The sequence below is a fragment of the Pedobacter sp. D749 genome, assembly GCF_019317285.1.
Taxonomy (GTDB): domain Bacteria; phylum Bacteroidota; class Bacteroidia; order Sphingobacteriales; family Sphingobacteriaceae; genus Pedobacter.
Genome location: NZ_CP079218.1, coordinates 5,015,387 through 5,041,017 on the forward strand (window position 1 = coordinate 5,015,387; position 25,631 = coordinate 5,041,017).

26 protein-coding genes are annotated in these 25,631 nt (G+C 38.0%); 15 read left to right on the forward strand and 11 right to left on the reverse strand.

From position 1 onward, the window contains the following. Positions 1-11: 11 nt before the first annotated feature. Entirely contained in the window at positions 12-800 is a 789-nt protein-coding gene (locus KYH19_RS20540; RefSeq protein WP_132395778.1) for a serine protease, read from the forward strand. Positions 801-866: 66 nt separating this feature from the next. Here the strand turns inward: KYH19_RS20540 and KYH19_RS20545 are convergent, their stop codons facing one another. From KYH19_RS20545 to rsfS, 3 genes are all read right to left on the reverse strand, one after another. Continuing rightward, the gene (locus KYH19_RS20545) at positions 867-1,511 is read right to left on the reverse strand and encodes an LUD domain-containing protein (protein ID WP_132395776.1); all 645 of its coding nucleotides are present in this window, start codon (positions 1,509-1,511) and stop codon (positions 867-869) included. A 63-nt stretch (positions 1,512-1,574) separates the two neighbouring features. Then, the gene (gene ftsH / locus KYH19_RS20550; RefSeq protein ID WP_132395774.1) at positions 1,575-3,590 is read right to left on the reverse strand and encodes an ATP-dependent zinc metalloprotease FtsH; all 2,016 of its coding nucleotides are present in this window, start codon (positions 3,588-3,590) and stop codon (positions 1,575-1,577) included. A 28-nt stretch (positions 3,591-3,618) separates the two neighbouring features. Continuing rightward, the gene (gene rsfS, locus KYH19_RS20555; protein ID WP_057930976.1) at positions 3,619-3,993 is read right to left on the reverse strand and encodes a ribosome silencing factor; all 375 of its coding nucleotides are present in this window, start codon (positions 3,991-3,993) and stop codon (positions 3,619-3,621) included. 44 nt (positions 3,994-4,037) lie between these two features. On the opposite strand from rsfS, the gene KYH19_RS20560 reads away from it, so the two are divergent. The 4 genes from KYH19_RS20560 to pfkA all read left to right on the forward strand — a co-directional run bounded on the left by KYH19_RS20560 (position 4,038) and on the right by pfkA (position 8,086). After that, positions 4,038-4,814: a biotin--[acetyl-CoA-carboxylase] ligase gene (locus KYH19_RS20560; RefSeq protein WP_219076456.1), complete on the forward strand. Its 777-nt coding sequence runs from the start codon at positions 4,038-4,040 to the stop codon at positions 4,812-4,814. A 6-nt stretch (positions 4,815-4,820) separates the two neighbouring features. After that, positions 4,821-5,270: a protein-disulfide reductase DsbD domain-containing protein gene (locus KYH19_RS20565; RefSeq protein ID WP_132395770.1), complete on the forward strand. Its 450-nt coding sequence runs from the start codon at positions 4,821-4,823 to the stop codon at positions 5,268-5,270. A 148-nt stretch (positions 5,271-5,418) separates the two neighbouring features. After that, on the forward strand, positions 5,419-7,110 hold the full coding sequence (locus KYH19_RS20570) for a protein-disulfide reductase DsbD (protein WP_219076457.1): 1,692 nt from the start codon (positions 5,419-5,421) through the stop codon (positions 7,108-7,110). Continuing rightward, positions 7,103-8,086 carry a 6-phosphofructokinase gene (gene pfkA, locus KYH19_RS20575; protein WP_121286192.1) on the forward strand — a complete coding sequence of 328 codons (984 nt, stop codon included), beginning with the start codon at positions 7,103-7,105 and terminating at the stop codon, positions 8,084-8,086. The genes KYH19_RS20570 and pfkA overlap by 8 nt, the downstream gene beginning before the upstream one ends. A gap of 85 nt (positions 8,087-8,171) precedes the next feature. Here pfkA and KYH19_RS20580 read toward each other — a convergent pair whose 3' ends face one another. Beyond that, positions 8,172-8,495: a heavy metal-binding domain-containing protein gene (locus tag KYH19_RS20580; protein ID WP_132395766.1), complete on the reverse strand. Its 324-nt coding sequence runs from the start codon at positions 8,493-8,495 to the stop codon at positions 8,172-8,174. A 174-nt stretch (positions 8,496-8,669) separates the two neighbouring features. Here KYH19_RS20580 and KYH19_RS20585 point away from each other — a divergent pair, with 174 nt between their 5' ends. Then, on the forward strand, positions 8,670-11,750 hold the full coding sequence (locus KYH19_RS20585; protein ID WP_219076458.1) for a VIT domain-containing protein: 3,081 nt from the start codon (positions 8,670-8,672) through the stop codon (positions 11,748-11,750). Positions 11,751-11,815: 65 nt separating this feature from the next. On the opposite strand, the gene KYH19_RS20590 is transcribed toward KYH19_RS20585, so the two are convergent. Next, complete coding sequence (locus tag KYH19_RS20590; protein ID WP_255562483.1) at positions 11,816-12,337, reverse strand: 5'(3')-deoxyribonucleotidase; 522 nt, start codon at positions 12,335-12,337, stop codon at positions 11,816-11,818. A gap of 144 nt (positions 12,338-12,481) precedes the next feature. Here KYH19_RS20590 and KYH19_RS20595 point away from each other — a divergent pair, with 144 nt between their 5' ends. The 6 genes from KYH19_RS20595 (at position 12,482) to KYH19_RS20620 (ending at position 16,966) form a co-directional block, all read left to right on the forward strand. Then, the gene (locus KYH19_RS20595; RefSeq protein WP_132395762.1) at positions 12,482-13,042 is read left to right on the forward strand and encodes a 30S ribosomal protein S16; all 561 of its coding nucleotides are present in this window, start codon (positions 12,482-12,484) and stop codon (positions 13,040-13,042) included. A 170-nt stretch (positions 13,043-13,212) separates the two neighbouring features. Next, the gene (gene rimM / locus KYH19_RS20600; RefSeq protein WP_132395760.1) at positions 13,213-13,740 is read left to right on the forward strand and encodes a ribosome maturation factor RimM; all 528 of its coding nucleotides are present in this window, start codon (positions 13,213-13,215) and stop codon (positions 13,738-13,740) included. 283 nt (positions 13,741-14,023) lie between these two features. Then, positions 14,024-14,458: a hypothetical protein gene (locus KYH19_RS20605; RefSeq protein WP_219076459.1), complete on the forward strand. Its 435-nt coding sequence runs from the start codon at positions 14,024-14,026 to the stop codon at positions 14,456-14,458. 101 nt (positions 14,459-14,559) lie between these two features. Further along, positions 14,560-15,234: a tRNA (guanosine(37)-N1)-methyltransferase TrmD gene (gene trmD / locus KYH19_RS20610; RefSeq protein ID WP_219076460.1), complete on the forward strand. Its 675-nt coding sequence runs from the start codon at positions 14,560-14,562 to the stop codon at positions 15,232-15,234. 138 nt (positions 15,235-15,372) lie between these two features. Continuing rightward, complete coding sequence (gene rplS, locus KYH19_RS20615; protein WP_025141628.1) at positions 15,373-15,720, forward strand: 50S ribosomal protein L19; 348 nt, start codon at positions 15,373-15,375, stop codon at positions 15,718-15,720. Positions 15,721-15,790: 70 nt separating this feature from the next. After that, entirely contained in the window at positions 15,791-16,966 is a 1,176-nt protein-coding gene (locus KYH19_RS20620; RefSeq protein ID WP_219076461.1) for a mechanosensitive ion channel family protein, read from the forward strand. A 346-nt stretch (positions 16,967-17,312) separates the two neighbouring features. On the opposite strand, the gene KYH19_RS20625 is transcribed toward KYH19_RS20620, so the two are convergent. The 3 genes from KYH19_RS20625 to KYH19_RS20635 form a co-directional block, all read right to left on the reverse strand. Next, complete coding sequence (locus tag KYH19_RS20625) at positions 17,313-17,972, reverse strand: phosphatidylserine decarboxylase family protein (protein ID WP_132395752.1); 660 nt, start codon at positions 17,970-17,972, stop codon at positions 17,313-17,315. 55 nt (positions 17,973-18,027) lie between these two features. Next, positions 18,028-18,570, reverse strand: a complete 543-nt coding sequence (gene hpt / locus KYH19_RS20630; RefSeq protein WP_219076463.1) for a hypoxanthine phosphoribosyltransferase — start codon at positions 18,568-18,570, stop codon at positions 18,028-18,030. A gap of 96 nt (positions 18,571-18,666) precedes the next feature. Then, the gene (locus KYH19_RS20635; protein WP_219076464.1) at positions 18,667-20,829 is read right to left on the reverse strand and encodes a transglycosylase domain-containing protein; all 2,163 of its coding nucleotides are present in this window, start codon (positions 20,827-20,829) and stop codon (positions 18,667-18,669) included. Between the two features lie 131 nt (positions 20,830-20,960). On the opposite strand from KYH19_RS20635, the gene KYH19_RS20640 reads away from it, so the two are divergent. From KYH19_RS20640 to KYH19_RS20650, 3 genes are read left to right on the forward strand one after another with little or no spacing between them, the layout of a single operon-like run. Next, entirely contained in the window at positions 20,961-22,037 is a 1,077-nt protein-coding gene (locus tag KYH19_RS20640; RefSeq protein WP_219076465.1) for an Mrp/NBP35 family ATP-binding protein, read from the forward strand. A 34-nt stretch (positions 22,038-22,071) separates the two neighbouring features. Then, positions 22,072-22,317, forward strand: coding sequence for a NifU family protein (locus KYH19_RS20645; RefSeq protein ID WP_029274884.1), 246 nt, complete (start codon positions 22,072-22,074; stop codon positions 22,315-22,317). Positions 22,318-22,370: 53 nt separating this feature from the next. Beyond that, positions 22,371-23,006, forward strand: coding sequence for a hypothetical protein (locus tag KYH19_RS20650; RefSeq protein WP_219076466.1), 636 nt, complete (start codon positions 22,371-22,373; stop codon positions 23,004-23,006). Positions 23,007-23,186: 180 nt separating this feature from the next. On the opposite strand, the gene def is transcribed toward KYH19_RS20650, so the two are convergent. The 3 genes from def to KYH19_RS20665 form a co-directional block, all read right to left on the reverse strand. Next, positions 23,187-23,747 (reverse strand): peptide deformylase, encoded by a 561-nt coding sequence (gene def, locus KYH19_RS20655; protein WP_219076467.1) that lies wholly within the window; start codon positions 23,745-23,747, stop codon positions 23,187-23,189. A 150-nt stretch (positions 23,748-23,897) separates the two neighbouring features. Beyond that, entirely contained in the window at positions 23,898-25,130 is a 1,233-nt protein-coding gene (locus KYH19_RS20660) for a pitrilysin family protein (RefSeq protein ID WP_219076468.1), read from the reverse strand. Between the two features lie 26 nt (positions 25,131-25,156). Further along, on the reverse strand, positions 25,157-25,609 hold the full coding sequence (locus KYH19_RS20665; RefSeq protein WP_219076470.1) for a hypothetical protein: 453 nt from the start codon (positions 25,607-25,609) through the stop codon (positions 25,157-25,159). Positions 25,610-25,631: the final 22 nt, after the last annotated feature.

A 25,631-nucleotide genomic window follows, 5' to 3' on the forward strand; every position in this document is an offset into this window, starting at 1 on the left:
AATTAGAAGAAATGAAATATAAAGTATTAATATTCCTTAGTTTTATTTTGCTGTTTTTAGATGTAAAAGCACAAAACTGTCATCCTGATTCATCTAAGAGGATACGTATTATGGATACCAATATTCCTAACGAATATACGTGTTATATGGAAATGACAAGGGGCTGGCATAAATATTACGGTTCTGGTGCCCTGATTCATCCAAGGGTAATTATTACGGCAGGGCATAACTTAGCCTATTTCCCTTTTGTAAAAAGAATTCCGTTTTTTCTTTTTAGGGGAACGAGAAAGGTTGATCTGTATTTTGGCTCGATAGATTCGGCACATTACACCACAAGTGCCTCATTAAAGCTTAAAAAAGGTAAAAACAAGTTTTTTAAGAGCGGCTACTGGATAAACTCAAAAACTAACAGGGATTTTTCGATCATCATACTGCCCGATTCCTCTATTTATAAAAAAGTTGGTGGGCATTATAAATTCGTTTCTGTTAAGCCAGATGAATTACAAGGAAGCGAATTGCATATAACAGGATCTCCCGGCGATCAAGACCTATTTGAAATGTGGACAGAGGGTACGAAAAATTTTTCGGTGGTGGATGCTTCTTTAAATTATGATTTATATACGGTGGTGAGAAATAGCGGTTCTCCGATCTGGATAAAAGATAATAATAATTTACCTCAATTGGTCGGGGTACATTCAAGGGGTTTTGATCATTGTAATGGATCAGTTCTCATTAATGCCGAAACCTATAAACAGGTGGTCGAATGGTGTAAAAAATCAGGAATAAATTTGGAAAAATAATCCAGAAATTTGGCTCATATTGCTACTTTACTGATTTGATGATCTCCAGTTGTATTAAAATAGCTGTTAACTAAAATCGTCAATCAAAAATACAAAAAGCTCTTTAGGCCCATGTGCACCTAAAACCAATGTTTTTTCGATATCGGCAGTTCTGCTAGGGCCTGTAATATTGCTGATCATTGATGGGATCTGATTGCCATACTTATTTCTTAACAATTGAAAACCATCTTTAAGATCCAGAACCAGTTGGCTTGTCTTTGCAATTACAATGTGGTGGTGAGGGAAAATGCTCAACCTCCTGCCGGCAGCACCGCTATTGCTAACCATTACACTTCCGTTACGGGCAACCAATGCTTCGCAAAGGGTAATGCCTACCTCTGCCTGCTCAAAATCCTTATCAGTTTGATAAAACGGGAATTCGTATTTGCTTAAAAACTGCTGTAATTCTGGTTCCCAGCAATATATTTTACGCCATTTAAACTTATCGGCCAGCTGCAACATGTTTTCAAAAAAATCAATCCCATCTTCACAAAAGATAAAATTACCCGAAATGGCAGTTAGCTGTTCGGCAAATAATATCTCCAGCTCATCTGTATTTTTTTTATACAATGCACTTTCTTCTAAATTAGGATATGGGTTTTCGCGCTTCTCTAATAGTGCTTTCCTTATCTTTTTTAGTATTTGTTCTTTCGCTGTCGTATTATCCTTCATATAAAAAAAAGCTACCCTAATGATTAAACCAGGGTAGCAAATGTAATAATAGAAATTATTTATTTAAGCCTCAACAGGGGTAATATGTCCCGGTGTTCCGCTTTCGCCTTGACTTTCGAATAAACGTTTTCCGAAAATCACTTCTAAATCATCTTTAAATAAAACTTCTTTTTCAATCAGAATATCGGCTAATTGAATCAGTTTATCTTTATTTTCTTCTAGTAAAGAAATTGCTCTTTGGTATTGGCCTTCAATTAATGCCGAAATCTCTTTGTCGATCGTTAAAGCAGTATCTTCTGAATATGGTTTAGAGAAATTATACTCGTTCTGACCAGATGAATCATAATAAGTAATGTTTCCTAATTTTTCGTTCAAGCCATAAATGGTAACCATTGCCCTGGCCTGTTTATTTACTTTTTCTAAATCGCTCAAGGCACCTGTAGAAATGGTATCGAACATTACTTTTTCAGCTGCCCTACCGCCCATTGTTGCACACATTTCATCAAGCATTTGGTGAGGACGTACAATTAAGCGCTCTTCTGGTAAATACCAGGCAGCACCTAAGCTCTGTCCGCGTGGCACAATCGTAACCTTAACTAAAGGTGCCGCATGTTCTAACAACCAGCTTACAGTGGCGTGACCAGCCTCGTGAATCGCAATAGCGCGTTTTTCGGCAGGTGTGATGATTTTGTTTTTTTTCTCTAAACCACCTACAATTCTATCTACAGCATCTAAGAAATCTTGCTTATCTACTGCCGATTTATTTTTACGGGCGGCAATTAATGCGGCTTCGTTACAAACATTTGCAATATCTGCGCCTGAGAATCCTGGCGTTTGTTTAGCTAAAAATTCGGTATCAAGCTCTTCTGATTTTTTAAGCGGGGTGATGTGTACCTCAAAAATTTGTTTACGCTCGATAACATCCGGTAAATCAACATAAATCTGTCTGTCAAATCTACCCGCTCTTAATAATGCTTTATCTAAAACATCAGCACGGTTTGTAGCGGCTAAGATAATAACATGTGTATTGGTGCCAAAGCCATCCATTTCAACCAAAAGCTGGTTTAATGTATTTTCGCGTTCGTCATTTCCTCCCATTACACCATTTTTACCACGGGCACGGCCAATAGCATCAATTTCATCAATAAAGATGATACACGGAGATTTATCTTTTGCTTGCTTAAACAAGTCGCGAACACGAGATGCGCCAACCCCAACAAACATCTCTACAAAATCAGATCCTGACAGAGAGAAGAACGGAACCTGTGCTTCACCTGCAACCGCTTTTGCCAATAAGGTTTTACCAGTACCAGGCGAACCTACCAATAAAGCACCTTTTGGGATTTTTCCACCCAGATCAGTATATTTCTTAGGATTTTTAAGGAAATCTACAATTTCCATTACCTCTGTTTTGGCTTCTTCTAAACCTGCAACATCGTTAAAAGTAATATTTACCTGACTTTCTTTGTCAAATAAAGTAGCTTTTGATTTTCCAATACTGAAAATCTGACCGCCACCGCCAGCACCGCCACCCATTCTGCGCATCATAAAAATCCAGAAACCGATTAAAAGCAATACAGGTAAAATGATGCTTAAAAACCAGCTTGCCAACGGGTTGCTGCGGCTGGTTTTCTCTGCAAGAACTCTTGGTTGGTTGGCAGGAAGATCCTTTTGAGAATCGGCAAGTTGTTTATCCAGCCCATCCATCGTTCCGGCATTGAAAAATACAACAGGACTAGCGGCATTATTTACACTAAATGTGCTAGTGCTTTTATATGCATTGTATATTGGTTTTTTTAAGCTATCTTTTTTGATGTAAACCTCTACACGGACCAAATCGTCGGATTTATAAGCAACAACTTTCTGTACGTCACCTTTAAGTAACATCTGTTGTTCAAACTTTTGGTAGGTTACTTCTTTACCGCCGTCTGTAGTAAATAAAAACTGTGCTGCAATAATGGCTATGATAATGGCCGCATACACCCAGAAAATATTAAATTTTGATCCTTTTTGTGGCTTTTTAGGGATGTTTGGTATTTTTCTTCCCTGTTTTTCGTTGGTGTTTTGATTATCGTTCATTTGTCTTTGTCAAAATGGTTCTATTAGGTTATGCGCTTTGATAATTTGTGCTTTCTGCATCCCCCCAAAGTTCTTCTATGCCATAAAAGTGGCGCTTTTCTGTTTTAAAAATGTGCACAACCACATCGAAATAATCAAGAATAATCCAATCTGCTGATTCGAAACCTTCTTTATGCCTCGGATCGGCCTGAGTGGCTTTATATATTTCTTTTTCTACACTATCGGCAATAGCTTTTACCTGAGTACCAGAGTTGGCACTCGCTATAATGAAGTAATCAGCCACTGAAGTATGAATATTTCTAAGATCTAACCGCACTATATCTTCTCCTTTTTTTTCCTGGATGCCGTGAACGGCTAACTCTGAAAGGTATGTAGAAAGGGCTACTATTTTCTTTTTTACCATTAAAATGCTTTAATTTTGGAATTACAATATTATAAATTCAACACTTGCAAAATAACACTTTTTCGACACTATTTGTTGGTCAAAATTTAATCAAATTAAAAGAAGTTGATTCTACTAATAACTTTTTAAAAAACTTGGTGTCAAAATCCGAGCCATTAGCCGAAGGTACTGTAATTATGGCAGACAATCAGTTTGCCGGAAGAGGGCAGCAGGAAAGCATTTGGCAAACCCAGGCAGGTAAAAATATTAGTACAAGTATTTATTTAAAGCCTTCTTTTTTGCCGCTAGATAAGCAGTTTTATTTAAATATTGCCGTTAGTTTGGCTGTTAGTGATGCATTAGCTTGTTTTGTGCCGGAGGGGATCAAGGTAAAATGGCCGAATGATATGTATTACCATAATAAGAAATTAGGAGGGATATTAATCGAAAATACACTGACAGGCAATTCTTTTAAATCATCAGTAATTGGCATTGGCTTAAATGTAAATCAATCACAATTTTCTGAAAGCATTAGTGAGCGTGCCACTTCAGTCATTCAAATTTTACAAAGAGATGTGCCTTTAATGGATATTATGGAGAAAATATTCATTTTTATGGAAAAATACTACTTAATTTTGAGGGCAGGGAAATACAGTATTTTACAAAATGATTACCTTGCGAGGCTGTATAACTATCAGGTTTCTGCGTTATATAAATATAACGGCGAGGTTTTTGAAGGAATCATTAAAGGAGTTGAAGACAACGGCAGACTAAACGTTGATACTGAAAAAGGTTTAAAAGTTTTTAACTTTAAAGAAATTGAATTTACACACACAAAATAAACACAAATGAAAAAAATCACCCTGGTGCTTTCGATGGTACTTTTTACTGTTGCTGGCGCATTCGCTCAAATTGAAAAACCGGTAACATGGGCTTACTCCGCAAAGAAAGTAAGTAAAACTGAGGCTATAATTTATTTAAAAGCGACAATTGATGACAGATGGCACATTTATTCTCAGAATGTGAAAGACGGAGGCCCGGTAAAAACCACGTTTACTTTTACTCCCTCTAAAGACTTCAGTCTTGTAGGTAAAACAATTGAGCCTAAAGCTATTGTTAAATATGAAAGCACTTTTAAAATGAATGTAAGTTATTTTGAAAAGTCAGTAATTTTTCAACAAAAAATTAAGCTAAACAAGGCAGCTACAGTAGTTAAAGGTGTAGTAGAGTTTATGGTTTGTAACGATAAACAATGTCTTCCACCAGAAGAAGTTGAGTTTAGTATTCCGGTTAAATAGTTGAAATCAAAATATTTGCAAACAGTCCCGAATTTTCGGGACTGTTTCTTTTTAAAGTAAAATCTACGAAGTGTTGTGGTTTAAAAAAAATCGTTTCTAAAATTATTCTTAATTTCACGGATTCAAAACACACACACAAAACACACAAATGAAAAAGGTTTTATTATTGTTGTTAATGGCTACAATGTTTATTGCATTGCCAGCTATTAAGAGTTACGCCCTTGTAACACAAGATACCACAGCAACTGCTCCTCCTGATGATATTGTTTTTACCGAAGTAGGTTCGGCACAGGATAGTGCTGCCAATAAGCAGGTAAAAACGGAAAAAGATACCCTTAAAAAGGATACGGTTAAAAAAGTAGAGAAAGCTGCGGTAGCTGGCAAAGATGCGCCAAAACAATCGCTTTGGGTAACCTTTGGTTTAGGTCTTTTGGCCGGTATTGCAGCTTTTTTTCTTCCATGTATTTTTCCGATGGTTCCGCTTACTGTTGGTTTCTTTACCAAAAGAGCCGAAAGCAGGGCAAAAGGAATCAGGAGTGCTATTATTTATGGTTTATCGATCATTGTAATTTACGTGGGCTTAGGCGTAATTATTACCTTGATCTGGGGCGCCAGTGCATTAAATGAGATCTCGACCGATGGATTTTTTAATATTTTCATCTTCCTTATCCTGATTGTTTTTGGTGTATCGTTTCTAGGCGCTTTTGAAATTACGCTACCTAGTTCGTTTGTAAATAAACTGGATGCAAAATCGGATGCGAAAGGTTTAAGCGGAATCTTTTTTATGGCAGCAACCCTGGCTGTTGTTTCCTTTTCTTGTACAGGCCCTTTAATTGGAACCTCATTGGTTGCCATTAATACCGATCTGTTAACACCTGTTATCGTCATGTTCGGCTTTTCGTTATCATTGGCGTTAATTTTTACCATGTTTGCTATTTTCCCAAGTTTAATGACGGGGCTACCAAAATCAGGTGGTTGGTTAAACTCAATCAAAGTTTTTCTTGGGTTCTTAGAATTGGGTTTATCATTAAAATTTCTTTCAACAGCCGATCTGGCCTATCACTGGGGAATATTGGACCGTGAGATATTCCTGGCCATCTGGATTGTACTTGCCTTAATTTTGGGCGTTTATTTATTAGGAAAAATTAAGTTTTCTCATGATAGCGACCTCCCTTATGTTTCAGTGCCAAGATTATTTATTGCAACAGCAACTTTTGTATTTGCCATTTATCTCATTCCGGGCTTATGGGGAGCACCTCTAAAAGCAGTGAGTGCATTGGTGCCGCCTTTATCCACTCAGGATTTTGTAATCGGACAAGATGGTGGCGGTGGCTCAAGCCCAACAGTTACACATGCTAAACGGAAATATTCAGAATTCCTGCACATTCCGCATAATATCGACGGGTTCTTCGATTACCAGGAAGCCCTTGCTTATGCTAAAGAGGTAAAAAAACCATTGTTTTTAGATTTCACCGGACATGGATGTGTAAATTGCAGAGAAATGGAAGCCAGGGTTTGGTCTGACCCAAGAGTGCTTAAAAAATTGAAAGAAGATTATATTGTGGTATCGCTTTATACAGATGATAAAACCAGTTTACCTGAAGCGGAACAATTTGACTCTAAAATTTTGGGCACAAAAGTGAATACCGTTGGTAAAAAATTCAAACATTTGCAGGCTGAAAGATTTAATACCATTTCGCAACCATATTATGTACTTTTGGGTACTGATGAAAAAGAATTAGTTTCGCCTCCTATTGGAGTAGAATTTGATATAGACAAATATTTGCAATATCTGGATAATGGATTATCAGAATTTGCTAAGAAACAAACAAATGAATAAGATTAAGAATATTGGCGTTTTAACCTCTGGCGGAGATTCGCCAGGCATGAACGCCGCAATTAGAGCCGTAGTTAGGGGCTCTATTTATTATGATATTGAAGTAACCGGATTTATCCGTGGATACGAAGGGCTGATCAACAATGATTTTATCCCTATGGACCGCAAATCTGTAGCAAATATTATCCAGCGCGGAGGAACCATTTTAAAAACTGCACGTAGTGAAGCTTTTAGAACCGTTGAGGGCAGAAAAAAAGCTTATGAAAACCTGAAAGCTAAAGGTATTGATGCTTTAGTGGTAATTGGTGGTGACGGAACATTTACGGGTGCCAATATTTTTTCTAAAGAGTTCGATTTCCCGATTGTAGGTTTACCTGGAACAATTGATAACGATTTGGCAGGTACCGATTTTACCATCGGTTATGATTCTGCCATCAATACTGTTATTGATGCGGTAGACAGGATCAGGGATACGGCTGAATCGCACGATAGATTATTCATCGTGGAAGTAATGGGCCGCGACTCCGGATTAATTGCTTTAAGAAGTGGAATTGGTGTAGGCGCAGAAGCGATTATGATCCCTGAAGCCAATATGAATGCAGATGATATATTACATAAATTAGAGCATAGCCGTAAAGATAAAGCATCGAAAATTATTATTGTTGCAGAAGGAGATGATACAGGCGGTGCATTTAAAGTTGGCGAAATTTTGCAGGAAAAATACCCACACTACGATACAAAGGTTTCGGTTTTGGGCCATATTCAGCGTGGAGGTAAACCAACATGTATGGACCGTGTATTGGCAAGCCGTTTAGGTGTTGCTGCTGTAGAGGGTTTAATTAATGGCGAAAGCGGTGTAATGGCCGGCCAGGTAAACCGCGAAATTATTTTTACCCCCTTCGATCATGCCATTAAACATATTAATGCCGAAAAAGTGAGTGCCAAATGGCTTAAACTCATTGATATACTTTCGTTTTAACGGAAACAGGATATAAAAAAGAAAAGTCTTTCCCGCACCGGAAAGACTTTCTTGTTTTTGCTTAGTTTTCGCAATAAGCAATTTCTTAATCTGCTAAAATAACAGCAGTACCATTGGCACTCACCATGAGCATGCTCCCTCCGCTACCTACAGTTTCATAATCTAAATCAACACCAACAATAGCATTTGCACCCAAAGCGGCTGCGTATTGCTGCATTTCGTTAACGGCGGTATCTTTACCCTCTCTTAAAACGCGCTCGTAAGAACTCGATCTACCCCCTACTATATCTGTTATGCCAGCAAATAAATCTTTAAAAATATTTGCGCCAATAATGGTTTCTCCGGTAACAAGACCAATATATTTTACAATTTTTCTGCCCTCAACTGTAGGCGTTGTAGTTACTAACATCGTTTCAGTTTTATTATTAGAACAAATTTTTTAAAAAATGTTACAATTTTCAAAAGCTTTTTTTACGTATTTCTGTAAGGTTTTGTCTCCTAAATATAAGGGCGCTAAGTGTTTTCTAAAAAATAAATTTATGAAATCTTTGCTGCTTTTGCATCACTATTAAAAATCAATGCTATGAGCACATCTAGAACTTTACTCCTTCTTCCCTTATTATTTGTTGCTTTTTTTGCTAAGGCGCAAATGCCAGTGTTAAAGGTACAACAGACCGAAACGGCAGAACAGAAAGAAGCCGTTAAACTTAAAAAACTGAATATCGATGTACAGATAACGGGGAATATTGCCACAACGGTGATGACAATGACCTTTCATAATAGTAGTAACCGCATTTTAGAAGGCGAACTTACTTTCCCAATGCCAGAGGGAATAAGCATTAGCCGTTATGCTTTAGATATCAACGGGAAAATGCGTGAGGCCGTACCGGTAGAAAAATCCAAAGCAACCGAAGTTTTCGAAAGCATTGAACGCAGACGGGTCGATCCGGGGTTGCTGGAGAAAGTTGAAGGGAATAACTTCCGTACCAGGATTTATCCTTTGCCCGCTAATGGCAGCAGGACCATTATTGTAGGTTACGAAGAAGAATTAAGTTTTAATAACGCCAATGTTTTAAGGTATCACCTTCCCTTAGATTATAATCAGGCCATTGAAAATTTCAGCTTAAAAACCACGGTTTTTGAAAGTATAATTAAACCCGAACTGGGCGAACAGCCCGATGGTAGCTTTGATTTAAAAGCCAATGGAAATACTTACGTTGGCGAAATTAATAAAACCAATTACCAGCCCAAAAACGACCTCACCATTAACCTGCCAAAGCGAAATAACCTGCCTGAGGTACAAATGCAAAAAGCATCATCAGGTTATTATTTTTTAGTGAATGTTTTTCCTAAAATTGAAAGCCGGGAGCGCCATTGGGCCAACCATATTGGCCTGCTCTGGGATGTATCGTTAAGTGGTCTTCAACGCAATACCGATAAAGAAATGGAATTGCTTGATTTAATCATCAGGCAAAAACAAAACTTAACTATCCAATTGGGCCTGGTAAACAACGGTTTTAAAAACGCCGGTACTTTTGCTATCACTAACGGCAATTGGTCAGCATTAAAAGATAAACTGAAAAATCTGGTTTATGATGGCGGCACAAATTTCAGCGCAATAAATGCAAAGGCCATCCAGGCAGACGAATATCTTTTATTTACAGATGGCTTATCTACCTTCGGAAGCAATAGTATTGCTTTAAATAAGCCTGTTCATTGTATTAATACGGCGCTAAAAGCAGATTACAGCACTTTAAAATATATCACCTTAAAAACTGGCGGCCAATTTGTAAACCTCAATTCCATAACCGTTAACGATGCTTTTAAACAGTTAAATCAACAAAACCTTCAGTTTATAGGGATCAAAAATGGAAACAGCATCCGGCAGACTTATCCTTCAATGAAAGTAAATGTAAACGGACATTTCTCTTTAGCTGGTATTATGAATGAATTTAATACTGAATTTACGTTGCAGTTTGGTTTTGGAAATACTGTTGTTTCAGAACAAGTGATTCGCTTAAATGCTACTGAGCATACTTTGAGCAGTATTGATGTAAGCCGCGTTTGGGCGCAGAAGAAAATTGCTGAAATGGATATCCAGTACGAAGAAAATAAAGATGATATCAGCGTTTTAAGTAAACAGTTTGGTATTGTTACCCGCAATACCAGCCTCATCGTGCTGGAAAATCTTGATGATTACCTGCGTTATGATATTGTGCCTCCTATTGAACTTCAACAGGCCTATAATGCGGTTTTGAAGCAACGCAGAACGGCTATTTTGGAACGTAAGCAAGATTTGATCGATGCTGCGGTAGCCATGACCAAAGAACTGAAAACCTGGTGGAATACCGACTTCTACTATAAAGAACCAGGAAAGAAGAAAGAGAGATACCCTGACCCTGGGCAGAGAGATGTAAATGGAATTCCGACAGCTGATATCGTAATGAGCGAACCAGTTGGTGACGCGCCAAGGCGAGAAGTTGCGAAAGCAGCTGAAATGGTAGTTCCACCTACGCCACAAGCGGTAACGCCTGCTCCAGCTACTGGAGCTGCCAGAAGAGATAATAAAGAAACGAATCAATTAAATGAAGTGGTGGTTGTAGGCTATGCCGCTCAGCAAAAAGCTGCTGTAACGGGATCGGTCACGACCATTAGAAGCAATGCTTCAAGCGCTCTTCAGGGTAGGGTTGCGGGTGTTCAGATAGCAAGAGTAGATGCCATGAAAATGCCGCCTGCACCACAACAGCAACCCGCCATCATTATCCCTGAATTTAAAAGTGATAAAGATTATATGAAGAACCTGGTCGGTAAACCAGATAGTGCTTATCAGGCTTATTTAAAAATGCGCTCAAAATACATTTCAACACCGATGTTTTATTTTGATGTGGCCAATTGGTTTTACCAGCAGAAAGACAGTGTAAGGGCCTTAACCATTTTAAGCAATATTGCCGATTTAGATTTGGAGAATGCCGATCTATATAAAACCCTGGCCTATAAATTAAAGCAGACCGGAAATTACAAAGATGAACTTTTTATTACCCAAAAAGTCTTGCAATGGCGCCCTATGGATGCACAGAGTTATAGGGATTATGCGCTGGCGCTGGCCGATAACGGGCAATATCAACCAGCATTAGATAATTTATATAAGGTACTTACCCAAAGTTATAATGCCCAGATTGCCGATAGAGATCAGGGCATCGAAGAAATCATCATTTCGGAGATGAATAACCTCCTGGCAAAACATGGCAATAAACTCAGTACAAAAGAAATTGACAAACGGTTGATCCAATCTTTACCTGTAGATGTGCGTGTGGTGCTCAACTGGAATAAAAATGATACAGATATCGACCTGTGGTTAACTGATCCAACGGGAGAAAAAGGGTATTATGGTAATTCAAAAACAAAAATAGGTGGCAGGATTAGTAACGATTTTACTTCAGGTTATGGCCCGGAGCAGTTTATGATTAAAAAAGCGATAAAAGGAAAATATAAAATTGAGGTTAACTATTATGGCGATAACCAGATTAATATTAGCGGTCCAACAACAGTTAACGCTGAGATTTATACCCGATATGCTACTGGTAAACAGCAAAGAAAAGTAATTGTATTGCCGCTCGCAGCTGAGAGTAGCGGAGGAAACCTGGTAGGTGAATTTAATTTTTAGGATTATATTGATTAATTGCATTCATGGGCGTCGACTTAAGTCGACGCCCATGAATGCAATTAATATTATAGCAACAAACCGGCAACCTCTTCCCAGTTGTTTACACGCTCGTATTCAGTTACAAGCAAATTGTGGGGCGAAGAAAATAATAAAGGTCGACCGTTAAAATTTACAAAGTTTTTAATACGGTCATCAATGATGATGTCGACATTCACAATTTTATTTCCGCAGAACATAATGTGCTGCCAATCAACGAAAGGAAAATGTTCGGCCATCCAATCGTATTTGTCGATCAATGAGTTTCGGAACTCCATTGCTGCGGAAACAATGTACACATCATATTTTTCCTGTAAGGCTTTAATTACCCTTTGGCTATCTGCAATAACTTCAAGGTCGCGAAAAAAGCCAGGTTCATTGATATATTCGAACCATTTTTGGTTAACATCCTGTGGAACATGGTGGAAAATTTCGTTTCCTGCATCGATCTTTAAGTCAAGCGGAACATTAAAATCCCGGTTATATAATTTAATAAATTTTCCAACGGCGTCGGCAATCACCTCGTCCATATCAATCGCAATTCTTTCCATTCTGTACCTGCAAATATTTTGGCGCAAATATCCTGAAAACAAAGAAATTAAACTATGTTTTTAATTTACAGTATTTTAGTTATCTTTGCAGCCCCGCAGCATGAAGCTCCGGGAACTATGTTGAATACATAAATACAAAAGAAAATGGCAACTAAAATCAGATTGCAAAGATTCGGTAAAAAAGGAAAACCTTTTTTCCACGTTGTGGTAGCAGATTCTCGCTCTCCACGTGATGGTAAATTTATTGAGCGTTTAGGTTCTTATAACCCAAATACCAATCCTGCTACCATCGAAATTAACTTCGAAAAAACTTTAGCTTGGGTTAACAGTGGTGCACAACCAACTGATACTGCTCGTGCTATCCTTTCTTACAAAGGTGTTTTGTACAAAAAACACTTAGAAGGTGGTGTTAAAAAAGGAGCTTTAACTCAAGAACAGGCAGATGAAAAATTTGCAGCTTGGTTAGATGCTAAAGCAGGTAAAATTTCTGGTAAAACAGAAGGTTTAGCTACTTCTAAAGCAGATGCGCGTAAAGCAGCATTAGCAGCAGAAGCTAAGAAAAAAGAAGATAAAGCAGCAGTTATCGCAGCTAAAAATGCACCAGTTGCAGAAGAGGTTGTTGAAGAAGAAGCTCCAGCTGTTGAGGCTGAAGCAACTGAAGAAGCTCCTGCAGCAGAAGCTACTAAAGAAGAAGGAGCAGAATAATTTTAATTATTTTGTCTCATAAAATAGCGTTCCGGATATTCGGAACGCTATTTTTATTTAAAAGATATTATTTACAGTTCGTCATGCTGAATTTATTTCAGCATCTTTCTTGTCATAGATCCTGAAATAAATTCAGGATGACGTGACTTTTTAAGGCACATTTAGTCGCTATGAAACACGAAGAAGCATTTTATATAGGTTACGTTACTAAAACGAGGGGTTTAAAGGGAGAAGTTCAGGTATTTTTCGAATTAGATGAATACGAACAACTCGAATTTGATGTGGTATTTGCTGATATGAATGGTAAGCTTGTCCCATATTTTGTGGCTTCTGCAAAACTACAGGCCAATAAAACCGGGTATTTTAATTTTGATGATGCTGATCATATCGATAAAGTGCAGCCGCTACTAAAAAAGAAACTGTACCTGCCCCTGTCGCAAATGCCAGAACGTGAAGAAGGAGAATTTTTCTATACCGACTTTAAAGGTTATTTAGCAATAGATGAAACTTTGGGTGAACTAGGTGAGATTTTGGAAGTAAACGAATACCCACAACAATTCGTGGCTACAGTGATGTATAAAGAAACCGAAATCCTGTTCCCGCTAAATGAAGATTTTATTGTAGAATACGATGAGGATGAAAAAACACTAACCCTTGATTTACCCGAAGGTTTGCTCGATATTTATCTGGAAAACTAAAAGATTAAAAAAATATTTTCTGTTTTTTTGCTGCTCCTCAGTCTGTTTGTAAAATAGAACAATCTTTTAGTAAAATTGATTAAAATATTTAATTCTGGTTTTTAGGTAGGCCATAAATGCTATATAATCAGGTAATTATGTTTCGTTTACCGCCTTGGCCTTAAAATTATCCACGTTTTTGAAAAGAGCGTAGAAGAAATATTTGAGCCATAAGAAGGTGATTAACAGGATATGTTTTTTGGAGAAAAATTATTAATTTAGATTTCATTCTAATCAAATTAACATGCTCAAAAGAACATTAAAAATCGCCATGGTTTTTCTCGCCGTGCTTACAATCATTTCTTGTAAAACTGTACAACAGGCAAATTTGAAAGAAATTAAGCCCTTTGTTGGTATCTGGAACGATACCAGTAATCCGGGGTGTAAAATCGTTTTTAAAGCGGATGGAAGTTTTTACAATCTCGCCAAGGAAGGTGGTGTGCAGATCGTCACACATAGCGGCACATTTAAAATTTTATCCGGCAACATGTATGTGCTAAATATTGCTGATGCAAGGCCCGATGCTACTTACGATCTTAAAGGCAGGCAATATGCAAACTATTATACCTTAGGCAATGACCAAAAAACAATGAAAGTAAGCGGTGTTGTTGACGGACGGAACGGTAGGAAGCCGTTACAGTGGGCGAGCAATCTGGTAAAGGTTAATACGCTGGATTAATATTTACAGCAATGAGTTGCGATAAGAGTCAAAATTGAACTAAGCGTAGCAAAATTCGACCTCGGGCTAAAGACTTCAGGTTAAAGACTTACCTTTGCGTTATGCGTTTCGATATTATAACAGTTCTGCCCGCTTTATTAGAAAGCCCGTTTGCCCATTCTATTTTGCAACGTGCACAAAAAAAAGGCATTGCCGAAATAGTGGTACATAACCTGCGGGATTACGCCACCAATAAACAAAAAAGTGTAGATGATTACCAATATGGCGGAGGAAGCGGCATGGTGATGAGTATCGAACCCTTTGCGGCCTGTATCGAAAAACTTCAGGCTGAGCGCGAATACGATGAAATTATTTTCATGAGCCCCGACGGCGTTACTTTAAACCAAAGCACGGCCAACGAACTTTCTATTAAAAAGAACATCATTATTTTATGTGGCCATTACAAAGGCATAGATCAGCGTATACGCGATATCTTTGTAACGAGGGAGGTTTCTGTGGGTGATTATGTTTTGAGTGGTGGTGAGCTTCCTGCTGCGATTGTGGTAGATGCTGTGGTGCGTTTAATCCCCGGTGTTTTAAATGATGAGACCTCTGCCCTATCTGATAGTTTTCAGGGAGAATTGCTTGATGCACCAGTTTATACGCGGCCGGCAGATTGGCGCGGATATAAAGTGCCGGATGTTTTATTAAGTGGCCACGAGGCAAAAGTGAATGAGTGGAGACACGAACAGGCCTTAGAACGGACTAAAACGCGCCGCCCTGACCTTTTGGAATAGAAGCATTTAACACAATCGAATGTGGAATTCATAAAGAATGTGGAAAAAATTAAATTAGGTTTTTTTTTATCAAAAATAATCCCTAATATTGCAATCCGATTTTCACGGGATGAAATATCGATTTAATAGCTTAAAATCATGGATTTAGTAAAATTTGTTGAAGAGCAGGCCATCGCGAAAAAAGATTTTCCTGCGTTCAAGTCTGGCGATACAGTGAGCGTACACTATAAAATTCGCGAAGGTAATAAGGAACGTATCCAAATTTACCAAGGTGTTGTGATACAACGTAACAGTGCTGGTGCTAACGAAACTTTCACAGTTCGTAAAATGAGCAACAGTATTGGGGTTGAGCGTATTTTCCCTATCAACTCTCCAAACATTGAGAAGGTAGAAGTAAATAGCTATGGTAAAGTTCGTAGAGCGAAATTGTTCTATTTACGTGCTTTAACTGGTAAAGCCGCTCGTATCAAATCTTTGAGAAAATAATATTCTTTATTATAAGATATAGCCTTCACGATTCATTTCGTGGAGGTTTTTTTGTTTATACCTTTGTTAAATGTTAGACTCTGCTTTTTTCGACCAGGTTTTTTGGGGCAATACTGTAAAAGCCTATTTTCTTTTAGGTGGCATTCTTTTTTTAGGCCTAATATTCAAAAGGATTGTATCAAAACTTTTAAGTAAACTGCTGTTTAGGCTCTTTAAAAATTTCTCTAGTCAATCTCATGACGAAGCATTTGTTGGGCTTTTACTTAAGCCGATAGAGGTTTTTATTCTTTTAACTACACTTTATCTTTCCATTAACCAGTTAAAACACCCGTTAGAGGTAGCTGTATTCCATTATAGTAAATTAATCGGTAAGGTTAAAGAGTTAATTCCGGTAACCATTGGCGATTGTATCGACCGGATATTTTTGTTTGGGATCATCCTATCTGTTTTTTGGATTATCTTAAGAATAATCGACTTCATTAGTCACGTTTGGTTATATAAAGCATCGCTTACTGAAAATAAGGCCGACGATCAACTGGTACCCTTTTTAAAAGAGCTGTTGAAAACGGTAGTGATCTTTATTGGTTTTTTTACCCTGCTGGGTTTTGTTTTCGAGGTTAATGTATTGACGCTGATTACCGGATTGGGTATTGGTGGTATTGCTATTGCATTGGCGGCTAAAGAGAGCTTAGAGAACTTAATAGGTTCGTTCACCATCTTTTTAGATAAACCTTTTACCGTTGGCGACCTGGTGAAGGTTGACGGTGTGGAAGGCACTGTAGAAAAGGTCGGTTTCAGAAGTACAAGGATCAGAACTTCCGAAAAAACCATGGCTACCCTACCCAATAGGGGCATGATCGATGGGGTTTTAGAAAACCTTTCATTGAGAAATTCACGTAAAGTATCATTTGTGATCGGACTTACATACGAAACCAGTTCCGATTCGTTAAGAAAAATTATCACCGAAATTGAAAGTTACATCAATAATCATGAGGGCACCAGCGATGATGGAAATGCCTCCTTTAAAAGCTTTGGTGATTCGGGTTTAAATGTTGAGGTCAACTATTTTGTAACGGTACTTAATTATACCGAATTCCTTAAAATCAGACAGGAAATCAACCTGGAGATTATGGATATCGTGATCCGTAATAAATCTGATTTTGCTTACCCAACACAGCGTTTAATTAGCGATAGGCCGATTGGCAATGCCACAGAAAAAGAAGTAGGTAATGATGCTACGGATTAGTTCTGATCCCGTGGTTTGTGTCTCCACAAACTACTGCGTAAATTAAAGAAAATTGCTATATAGAAGATGTAATGGATAAGGGAAAAAAGTTGCTTTTTTTGGAAAGCAGAACCTGTAGGAATGATTAAAGTTTGTTCCTGCTATCCACTACAAGTCCTCTCCCGATGAAAAATCGGGATCCGGGCTTTCCGTTGCTATCAGGTTTAGGTGGATTCTTCAGTGTTTCAAAATACTTTCAGGTTCCGTGGTCTGCGCACTCAAATAACACTACGCTAGTCCAAGGTAGTAAAAACAAAAAGCCGGTTTAGCATTAACTAAACCGGCTTTTTTATAAAATATTATATCCTTAGCTTAAAGTTGCCAATGTAGTGATTCCGCCTTTTACCACCTGGTTAAGTTCTACATTAACTTTGGTGCCTACCGGAAGAAAAACATCTACCCTCGATCCGAATTTGATAAAACCGAACTGTTCAGTTTGTATCACCTGATCGCCTTCTTTTACATACCATACAATCCTGCGGGCCAAAGCACCTGCAATTTGACGGAACAATACAGGTGTACCGTTTTTATGCTCGACAACAGTGGTTGTACGTTCATTTTCGGTCGATGATTTTGGATTCCACGCTGCAAGATATTTTCCCGGGTGATATTTGAAGAATTTTACCACTCCTGAAATTGGATTACGGTTAATGTGAACGTTTACTGGCGACATAAAAATCGAAACCTGTAAACGTTTATCTTTAAAATATTCTCCTTCTTCAGTTTCTTCAATTACCACTACTTTACCATCTGCAGGGCAAATAACAAGGTTATCGCCTGAAGAAAAGCTGCGGCTCGGATTGCGGAAAAACTGCAATACAATAATGAATAATGCAGCTGAAAAAATATAAATGAACCAACGCAACCAGGTAATGTCGTGATATTTATAATCAACAATAGCGTTGATAACGAAAATAAACAGTATGCTTAAGGCAATGGTAGTGTAACCTTCTTTATGTATGGTCATTGTGTTAAAAATTATTGGGCAAAGGTGCGAAAAATAAATTAATCCAATTTAAAAATTATGCGCCCGTTGCTCTGTAAATATCAGTCAGGTTTCTGCCAAGACCATTATAGTCTAGTCCATAGCCCACCACAAATTCGTTAGGTATTTCAAAACCAACATATTCAAGTGCTTTAATTTCATGTTTTAAAGCACTTGGTTTAAGTAAAAGAGACGCAACTTTAACTGAAGCCGGATTTTTTTCTTTTATCGTTTTTAAAATATGCGTTAAGGTTAAGCCTGTATCAACAATGTCTTCTACAATAACAATATCTCTGCCTTCGATGTTATCCGGCAATCCGATCAGTTCTTTTACATTCCCCGAACTTGCTGTTCCTTCGTAAGAAGCTACACGCATAAAAGCAACTTCGCAAGGTACATTAATCTCTTTGATCAAATCAGCCATAAATAGGAAGCTGCCATTTAGTACACCGATAAATAACGGACATTTATTTTCGTAGTCCACATTCATCTGGATACCCAGTAAACGGATCCTTTTGTTTAGGGTATCATTTTCTAAAAATATCTCGAACTCCTTATCCTCTACTTTTATTTTGTGCATGCCGCTATGGGATGGTTAATTGTATAAATTGGTTAAATGTTAATTGTTTTATAGTTTGGCTGAACTGTAAACTGCCAATCGCCAACTGTAAACTGGTTACTGCTGGGCCTTTTCCAATTCTTTTTGTCTTCTTCGTTCTTCCCTTCGCTCCTGCCTCAATTGCTTTTTGGTTTTGGTGGTATCGGCAGGTGTGGGGGTCTGTTTATTTGTCGTAGTGTCTTTTTTAGCTCCACTACCAAAAAGGCGTTCGAAGAAACCTTTATTTTTATCGTGTATAATTACAACTGGTAGTCCATCTCCATCATCGTCAAATGCAGAGGTATCAACCACGGCAGTGTCAGGTGCTAAGTAACGACGGAGTCCTTCTCTCAGGCGAACATTATAAAAGCCATAACCTGAGGTGTCGCCAGGTGTTAAGCCTTTTCTAGCCATAATATTACCCATAAACCTGAAATAGTTGAACATATAGGGTTTCAGACTACCATCAGCCATAAATTTATACATCGACGCTTTAGGTTTAGGTACAATACTGGCCAGGAACAGTCCATCGCCAATAGTTAAATCCGCAGGTTGTTTTCCAAAATAGTATCGTGATGCTTCCCCTATCCCATAAATATTCTTTCCCAACTCCATGATGTTGAAGTATACCTCCAGCATCCGCTGTTTGCTAATCAGGTGGTTATGTTCAATAAGCCAAACAATCAAAATCTCCTCGGCTTTACGGGCCAAAGTTTTCTGACGGCTTAAATATACATTCTTAACCAGTTGCATGCTGATGGTACTACCACCACGCTTAAATTTCTTTTCTTTAAAATTTACGGCGATTGATTTGCGAATCGATTCTTCAACAAAACCATTGTGCGTAAAAAATGAAGGATCTTCCGCAGTTAAAACGGCATTGATAAAATTCTTTGAAATGGCTGATAATGGTGTGAAATTAGGGTTGGATGGTCCAATGGTAATATCACGCATCGGTTTGCCATATTCGTAAGGTGTATATACAAAAGTATTGTTGATTTTTTGCAGGTTGGTTTTTCCCCACTGAACAATTTTAAAATTAACCGGTGTTAGTGTAGAATTGAAACGCACACTATCAGGTATTTTGGTGTCCAGGTAAAAGTTAAGGTTATATTTAACTTTGCCTTGCACTTTAAGTCCCTCGAGCGATTCGAACAAGCCTTGTGGAAATGCATCTAAAATCCCTTGCGCATCCTGCTCTTCAGCATTTAGCTTTAGCTCATATATTTTATTCTTTCCTAAAGTATATTTAACAAAAGGATGGATCTGGGCATTTTTCAAATAAGCTGTTGAGGTACTGTCCAAAGCAATGTAATTAGGTCCAACTAAAATATCAGCATCTAGTTTTGCGCTTTGGATAATAATATCGTTTGAAGCAATGCGGTGTTGGTTAATCAACATGTTTTTAACTGACCACGAGCCAGATATCTTATAATCATCGCCACTGTATTTGGCATTTTTTAATTCGGTTTGCAAGGTATCGAAGCTCAACTTGGCATGTAGTTTACTATTTAGGTAGGGCAATTCCAACTTTTTTCCATCAGCATACGCTATAAAGTTTAACTTTTTACTTCCCGGATTAACATAACCATTAATATGCCAGGTAGATTCGTTGTTGTTCACTTCAATGGTCGATTTTAAATCGCCGCCATCTATCGTTGCAGTGGTTGCAAAACTTAACCTGGCCGTATCGTGATCGTTTAACCTAAAAACCATGTTTTTTACATCCATATCGTCAGGGATTTTATATAAAACCTGATTTAAAATGTTGCTGGCTATTTCTGATAAATTTGCTTTCCGGTTGGTTTGAGTGCTGTCTTTTTTCTTACGTTTTAAGATGAAATCGATATTTGTAGTCGAATCTTTAAGTACCACATTAACAAAACCATCTTTCAGTTTTACTTCCGAAAGTTTTACGTTACCGAATATTAATGGAAAAAGTTTAACACTAACACTCAACTCATTAATGTTCGAAAGGGTGTCACGTTCTTTAGGAACAACAGTAATATTAGTCATTTTAACCGTGCTGAGCCCGGTGAAACCTGCTGATCCGATTTTGACGTCCAGGTCATAATCTTTATTGGCCTTGGCAACTGCTTTAGCCACCATTTTTTTAAGAAGCGCTTCCCTTTTGCTATAGGCTACCGCCCCCAGAGCAATACAAACAACTAAAAAAACACCTAAAACCCAGGCTCCGATTTTTAAATATTTTTTGGGGATCTTAATTTTTGGTATTTGCATATAGTCGTTAAAATGGTTAATTGCTTAAACGTAACAATTAAATGTTTATTTCGTGTTAAAATTACAGTTAAAAAGCCTAAATAAAAGTATTTGTGGCTATGTTTTGTTAATTTTGAATTTAAATTAATACCATGCAGATTAGCCCGCAACAAGTTTTAGATGCGCTTAAAAATGTTGAAGATCCCGATCTTAAAAAAGATCTGGTTACTTTAAACATGATTAAAGATTTACAGATTACAGATAACCTGGTCAATTTTACCTTGGAGCTTACTACACCGGCATGTCCGATGAAGGAGATGCTGAAAAATGCCTGTACAAATGCCATCAAACATTTTGTATCGCCGACGGCAGAGGTGGTAATCAATGTAACTTCAAGGGTTACTCAACCCAGCAATTCATCATCGTTAGATAACATCAAAAACATTATTTTGGTTTCATCTGGAAAAGGGGGAGTTGGTAAATCTACTGTTGCGAGCAATCTGGCTGTTGTATTGGCTAAAGATGGTGCCAAAGTTGGCCTTATCGATGCCGATATTTATGGTCCATCGGTACCAACGATGTTCGATCTGGTTGATGCCAAGCCAGGTGCAGAAGAAACCGCTGATGGTAAAACTAAAATTTTACCAATTGAAAAATACGGGATCAAGTTATTGTCTTTAGGTTTTTTTGCTGATCCCGGACAACCAGTGCCGTGGCGTGGACCAATGGCATCTAATGCAGTAAAACAATTGTTTAACGATACCAACTGGGGGGAACTGGATTATCTGATCGTTGATCTTCCTCCAGGAACAGGCGATATCCATATCACCATTACGCAAAGTTTCCCAATTTCAGGAGCAGTTGTGGTTACTACGCCGCAACAAGTTGCACTGGCTGATACACACAAAGGTTTGGCGATGTTCAGAATGCCTGGAATTAATATCCCGATTTTAGGTGTTATAGAAAACATGTCGTATTTTACTCCTGCAGAATTACCCGACAATAAATATTACATTTTCGGAAAAGGTGGTGGAACGGAGCTTGCAGCACGGTTTAATGTACCGTTTTTAGGAGAAATCCCAATTATTCAAAGCATTTCGGAGGCCGGAGATCAAGGGAAACCAGTGGCATTAAATCAAAACCCGTTATTGGATGTTGTATTTGGCGATATTGCAAGTAAGATTGCACAACAGATCTCCATCAACAATGCGCAAATGGTGAATTGCTAAAAAATTACTATTTTTATAAATTAAAATATATATAATGAATTTAACAGAACAAGTAGAACAGGCATTAGAAACTATCAGACCTTATTTAAAGGCTGACGGAGGTGATGTTTCTGTTGAAGAAATTACATCTGAAGGAACAGTAAAGCTTAAGCTTTTGGGCAACTGCGGTTCATGCCCGATGAGTTTCATGACTATGAAATCTGGAATCGAACAAGCGATTATGAAAGCTGTTCCGCAGATTACGTCGGTAGTTGCCGTTAACATGGCAGAGCAAGATTAAGCTTTAACACTATTTAACAAGGAAGTTTTATTAATAAAATTACTTTTGTCTTAATGAGATATTGTATTGTCCTGATTTGCTTAATTTTTTCTGTAACCGCTTTTGCGCAACAAAATCCGGAACAGGATAAACTCATCCAATTTTCAGGAATTATTACCGATATCGACAGTTCAAATGTGATACCTTATGTTACCATCACCAATCTTTCTGCCAAGAGTAAAAGGGTTGGTGCCGATTACAGAGGGTATTTTACCTTTATTGTTAATCCTGGCGATACGATTTTGTTTACAGCTATTGGTTACAAGAAGTTTTCTACGGTGATTCCTGAAAGTACACCAGATAGCAAGTACACGATTATGGTTAAATTGAAAGCTAATGTGATCGATTTACCTTCAGTGCGTGTTTTCCCATGGGCTACAACAGAAGAATTTACCCGTGAGTTTTTATCGATGAAACTGGCGGATGATGATATGGCCATTGCCAAAAAGAACCTTTCACGTTCGTCAATCGATGGCTTGATCCAAACGCTACCGCGCGATGGACAGGAAATCGGCAGTCAGAATTACCGCTATAATTTTGACAGGATGATCAATAAAAACATGGTTCAAACCAATCCACTACTTAATCCTTTCGCCTGGGGCAAGCTGATGCAGCAGATTTTTGATGGCGATAAGAGTAGGACGAATTAGTTTCATCGTGCCGTCATCTCGATCCTATAGCTATCGGATGAAGCGAAGCGAAATGGAGAGATCTATCGAGATAGATTTCTCGACTACGTTGCACTCCGCTCGAAATGACGACCGCGGTAATAACAGAAATAAAAAAGGGAAAACGTTTCCATTTTCCCTCTTACATCTTCCATTTTAAGCCTATCTTTTTTTGCTCTTATTCGGAAACTTCATTTTGTAATCTGTTTTGATATTTCCTTTCGAAATCGCATCCAGTTTACTTTTAAGCATGGTTTTACGCAATACACTTACTTTGTCTGTAAAGAGTTTACCTTCAATATGGTCGTATTCGTGCTGGATTACACGTGCAGGCATTCCATCAACATCATCAGTATGCTCTATCCAGTTTTCGTCGAAATAGGTGATCTTGATATTTGGCTTGCGCATAATGTTTTCGCGGATATCAGGAATGCTTAAACAACCTTCGTTAAAACTCCAGGCTTCGCCAGTTTCTTCTAAAATTCTGGCATTGATAAATACTTTTTTATAGCCTGGATTACCGTCTTCATCTTCTCCGGTATCTACAATAAACAAACGGATCGGTAAACCAATCTGAGGTGCAGCAAGACCCACCCCATTGGCGTAATACATGGTGTCGAACATATCGCTGATTAATTGTTTTAATTCCGGATAATCTTTATCGATATCGGTACCCACCTTTTTTAAAACCGGATCGCCGTAAGCTACTATTGGTAATTTCATTGTATAGTATTTTATGTTGTCCGTCATTGCGAGGCACGAAGCAATCTTAAAGCGCTGGGTGAACTAGCGATTGTTGTAGGATTGCTTCGTGCCTCGCAATGACGAAAAAAGTCAAGCAATGCAAATCGCATTTTTTTACAAAAATAACAATTATTCCTCTATTGGGCAGAAAGTAAAGATATTCAGTTGCTCAATATTTAAAATCTCATCCGTAACTTCTGCCATTTGGCTGGTTGTAACTGCATTTATTTTCTCAAAAACAGTTTCCAGAGAATCGATCTTGTTGTGATCGATCAGGCTTTTGGCCATTGAAATGATTAAACCAATCCTGTTTTCTTCTCCCAAAGCAATCTGTCCGATAAATTTATTCTTGGCTTTTTGTAACTGCAATTCATTTAGAGGATGTTCTCTCAGCTTTTTGATCTCCTTAAAGATTAAAGAGAGCGCTTTGACTTGTTTTTCTTTATCTGTTCCGAAATAAATGGAAAAAATACCAGTATCACTCAAGGGCGAAAAATTGGATTCGATGGTATAAGCAATCCCGTATTTCTCCCTGATCTGCAGGTTTAAAACAGAGCTCATTCCATTACCACCAAAGTAATTGTTAAGCAGCATTAAAGGAACTTTTTGCGACTGATAGGTAGAATAGGCCTGTGTACCTAAAATACAATGCGCCTGCATAATTGGTTTGTAAATGGTAGTATTGCTCTGTGGAAGTATGCCTGGTTTAATTCTTTTTTTAACCGGATTATTCTCTTCAGCATCAGCAAAATACTTGTTTCCTTTATTTACAACGCTGTTTAAAGTATAATTTCCTAAAACAGCCACCACAATTTCGTTGGTGCGGTAATTGGCTTTTCTGAACTTGATGACATCCTCACGGGTAAAGTTTTGAACAGATTCTGATGTACCCAAAATATTGTTTCCCAATGCATGCCCGGCGAAAAGCATATCTTCGAAATCATCATTAATAGCTTCTTCGGGCTGATCTAAATAAGATGAAATTTCGTCCAGAATTACACTTTTTTCTTTATCCATTTCTTCTTCAGGAAAAGTAGAATGGAAGATAATGTCGTTAAAGAGATCTAAAGTTCTATCTAAATAAGGATTTAAAAAAGAAGCATGTACGCAGGTATATTCTTTTGTGGTATAGGCATTTAAGTCTGCCCCAACGCTCTCCAGCCGGTTTAAAATCTGGTTGGTGCTTCGTTTTTCGGTACGCTTAAAGATCAGGTGCTCAATAAAATGTGCTAAACCTGCTTTCCCTTCAGGCTCGTCCCGCGATCCTGTATTAACGATAATGCATGCGTGGGATATGGCAGAGGCCGCAGGCACATGCAATATGCGTATGCCATTTGGCAAAGTGTGAACATTGTATTCCATTAAGGGGCAAAGATAAGGCTAATTGCTTACAAAGACTCGGTATCCGGGTATTGCAATTGTAAGGCGGAAATCAATTTATCTTTAGTTGGTCTTTTTAGGACTAGAAAAGCAAAATTAGCGAGACCAAAAATTAAAAAGAAAGCGTTCTGCGTGATAAAAAAGCCTACGATATTAAAAAGTGCCCCACCTTCTAAAAGTGCTGCGCTGATGATAAATGCACTTTGGTACATGTTGATCTTAGTATCGGCAGTAGCAGATTTATCAATTTTAGAAATTAGATTTCTGTAGAAGAAAATGCTTCCCGATATGGTAATCAGCCCCATAATCGGAAAAATCGGGTTAAAGGGCGCTGTAGTTTGCGGATTCGCATCAAAAAACATGATTTCGCGGTTAAGGAAAATGGTTACCAACGCGAAAAGTAAAACGCCTGAGCATAGTGCGAGGTGGATGATTTGGAGTGTTTTTAGTTTGGTGTTCATTGTGGATTTTAATTAAAAGGAT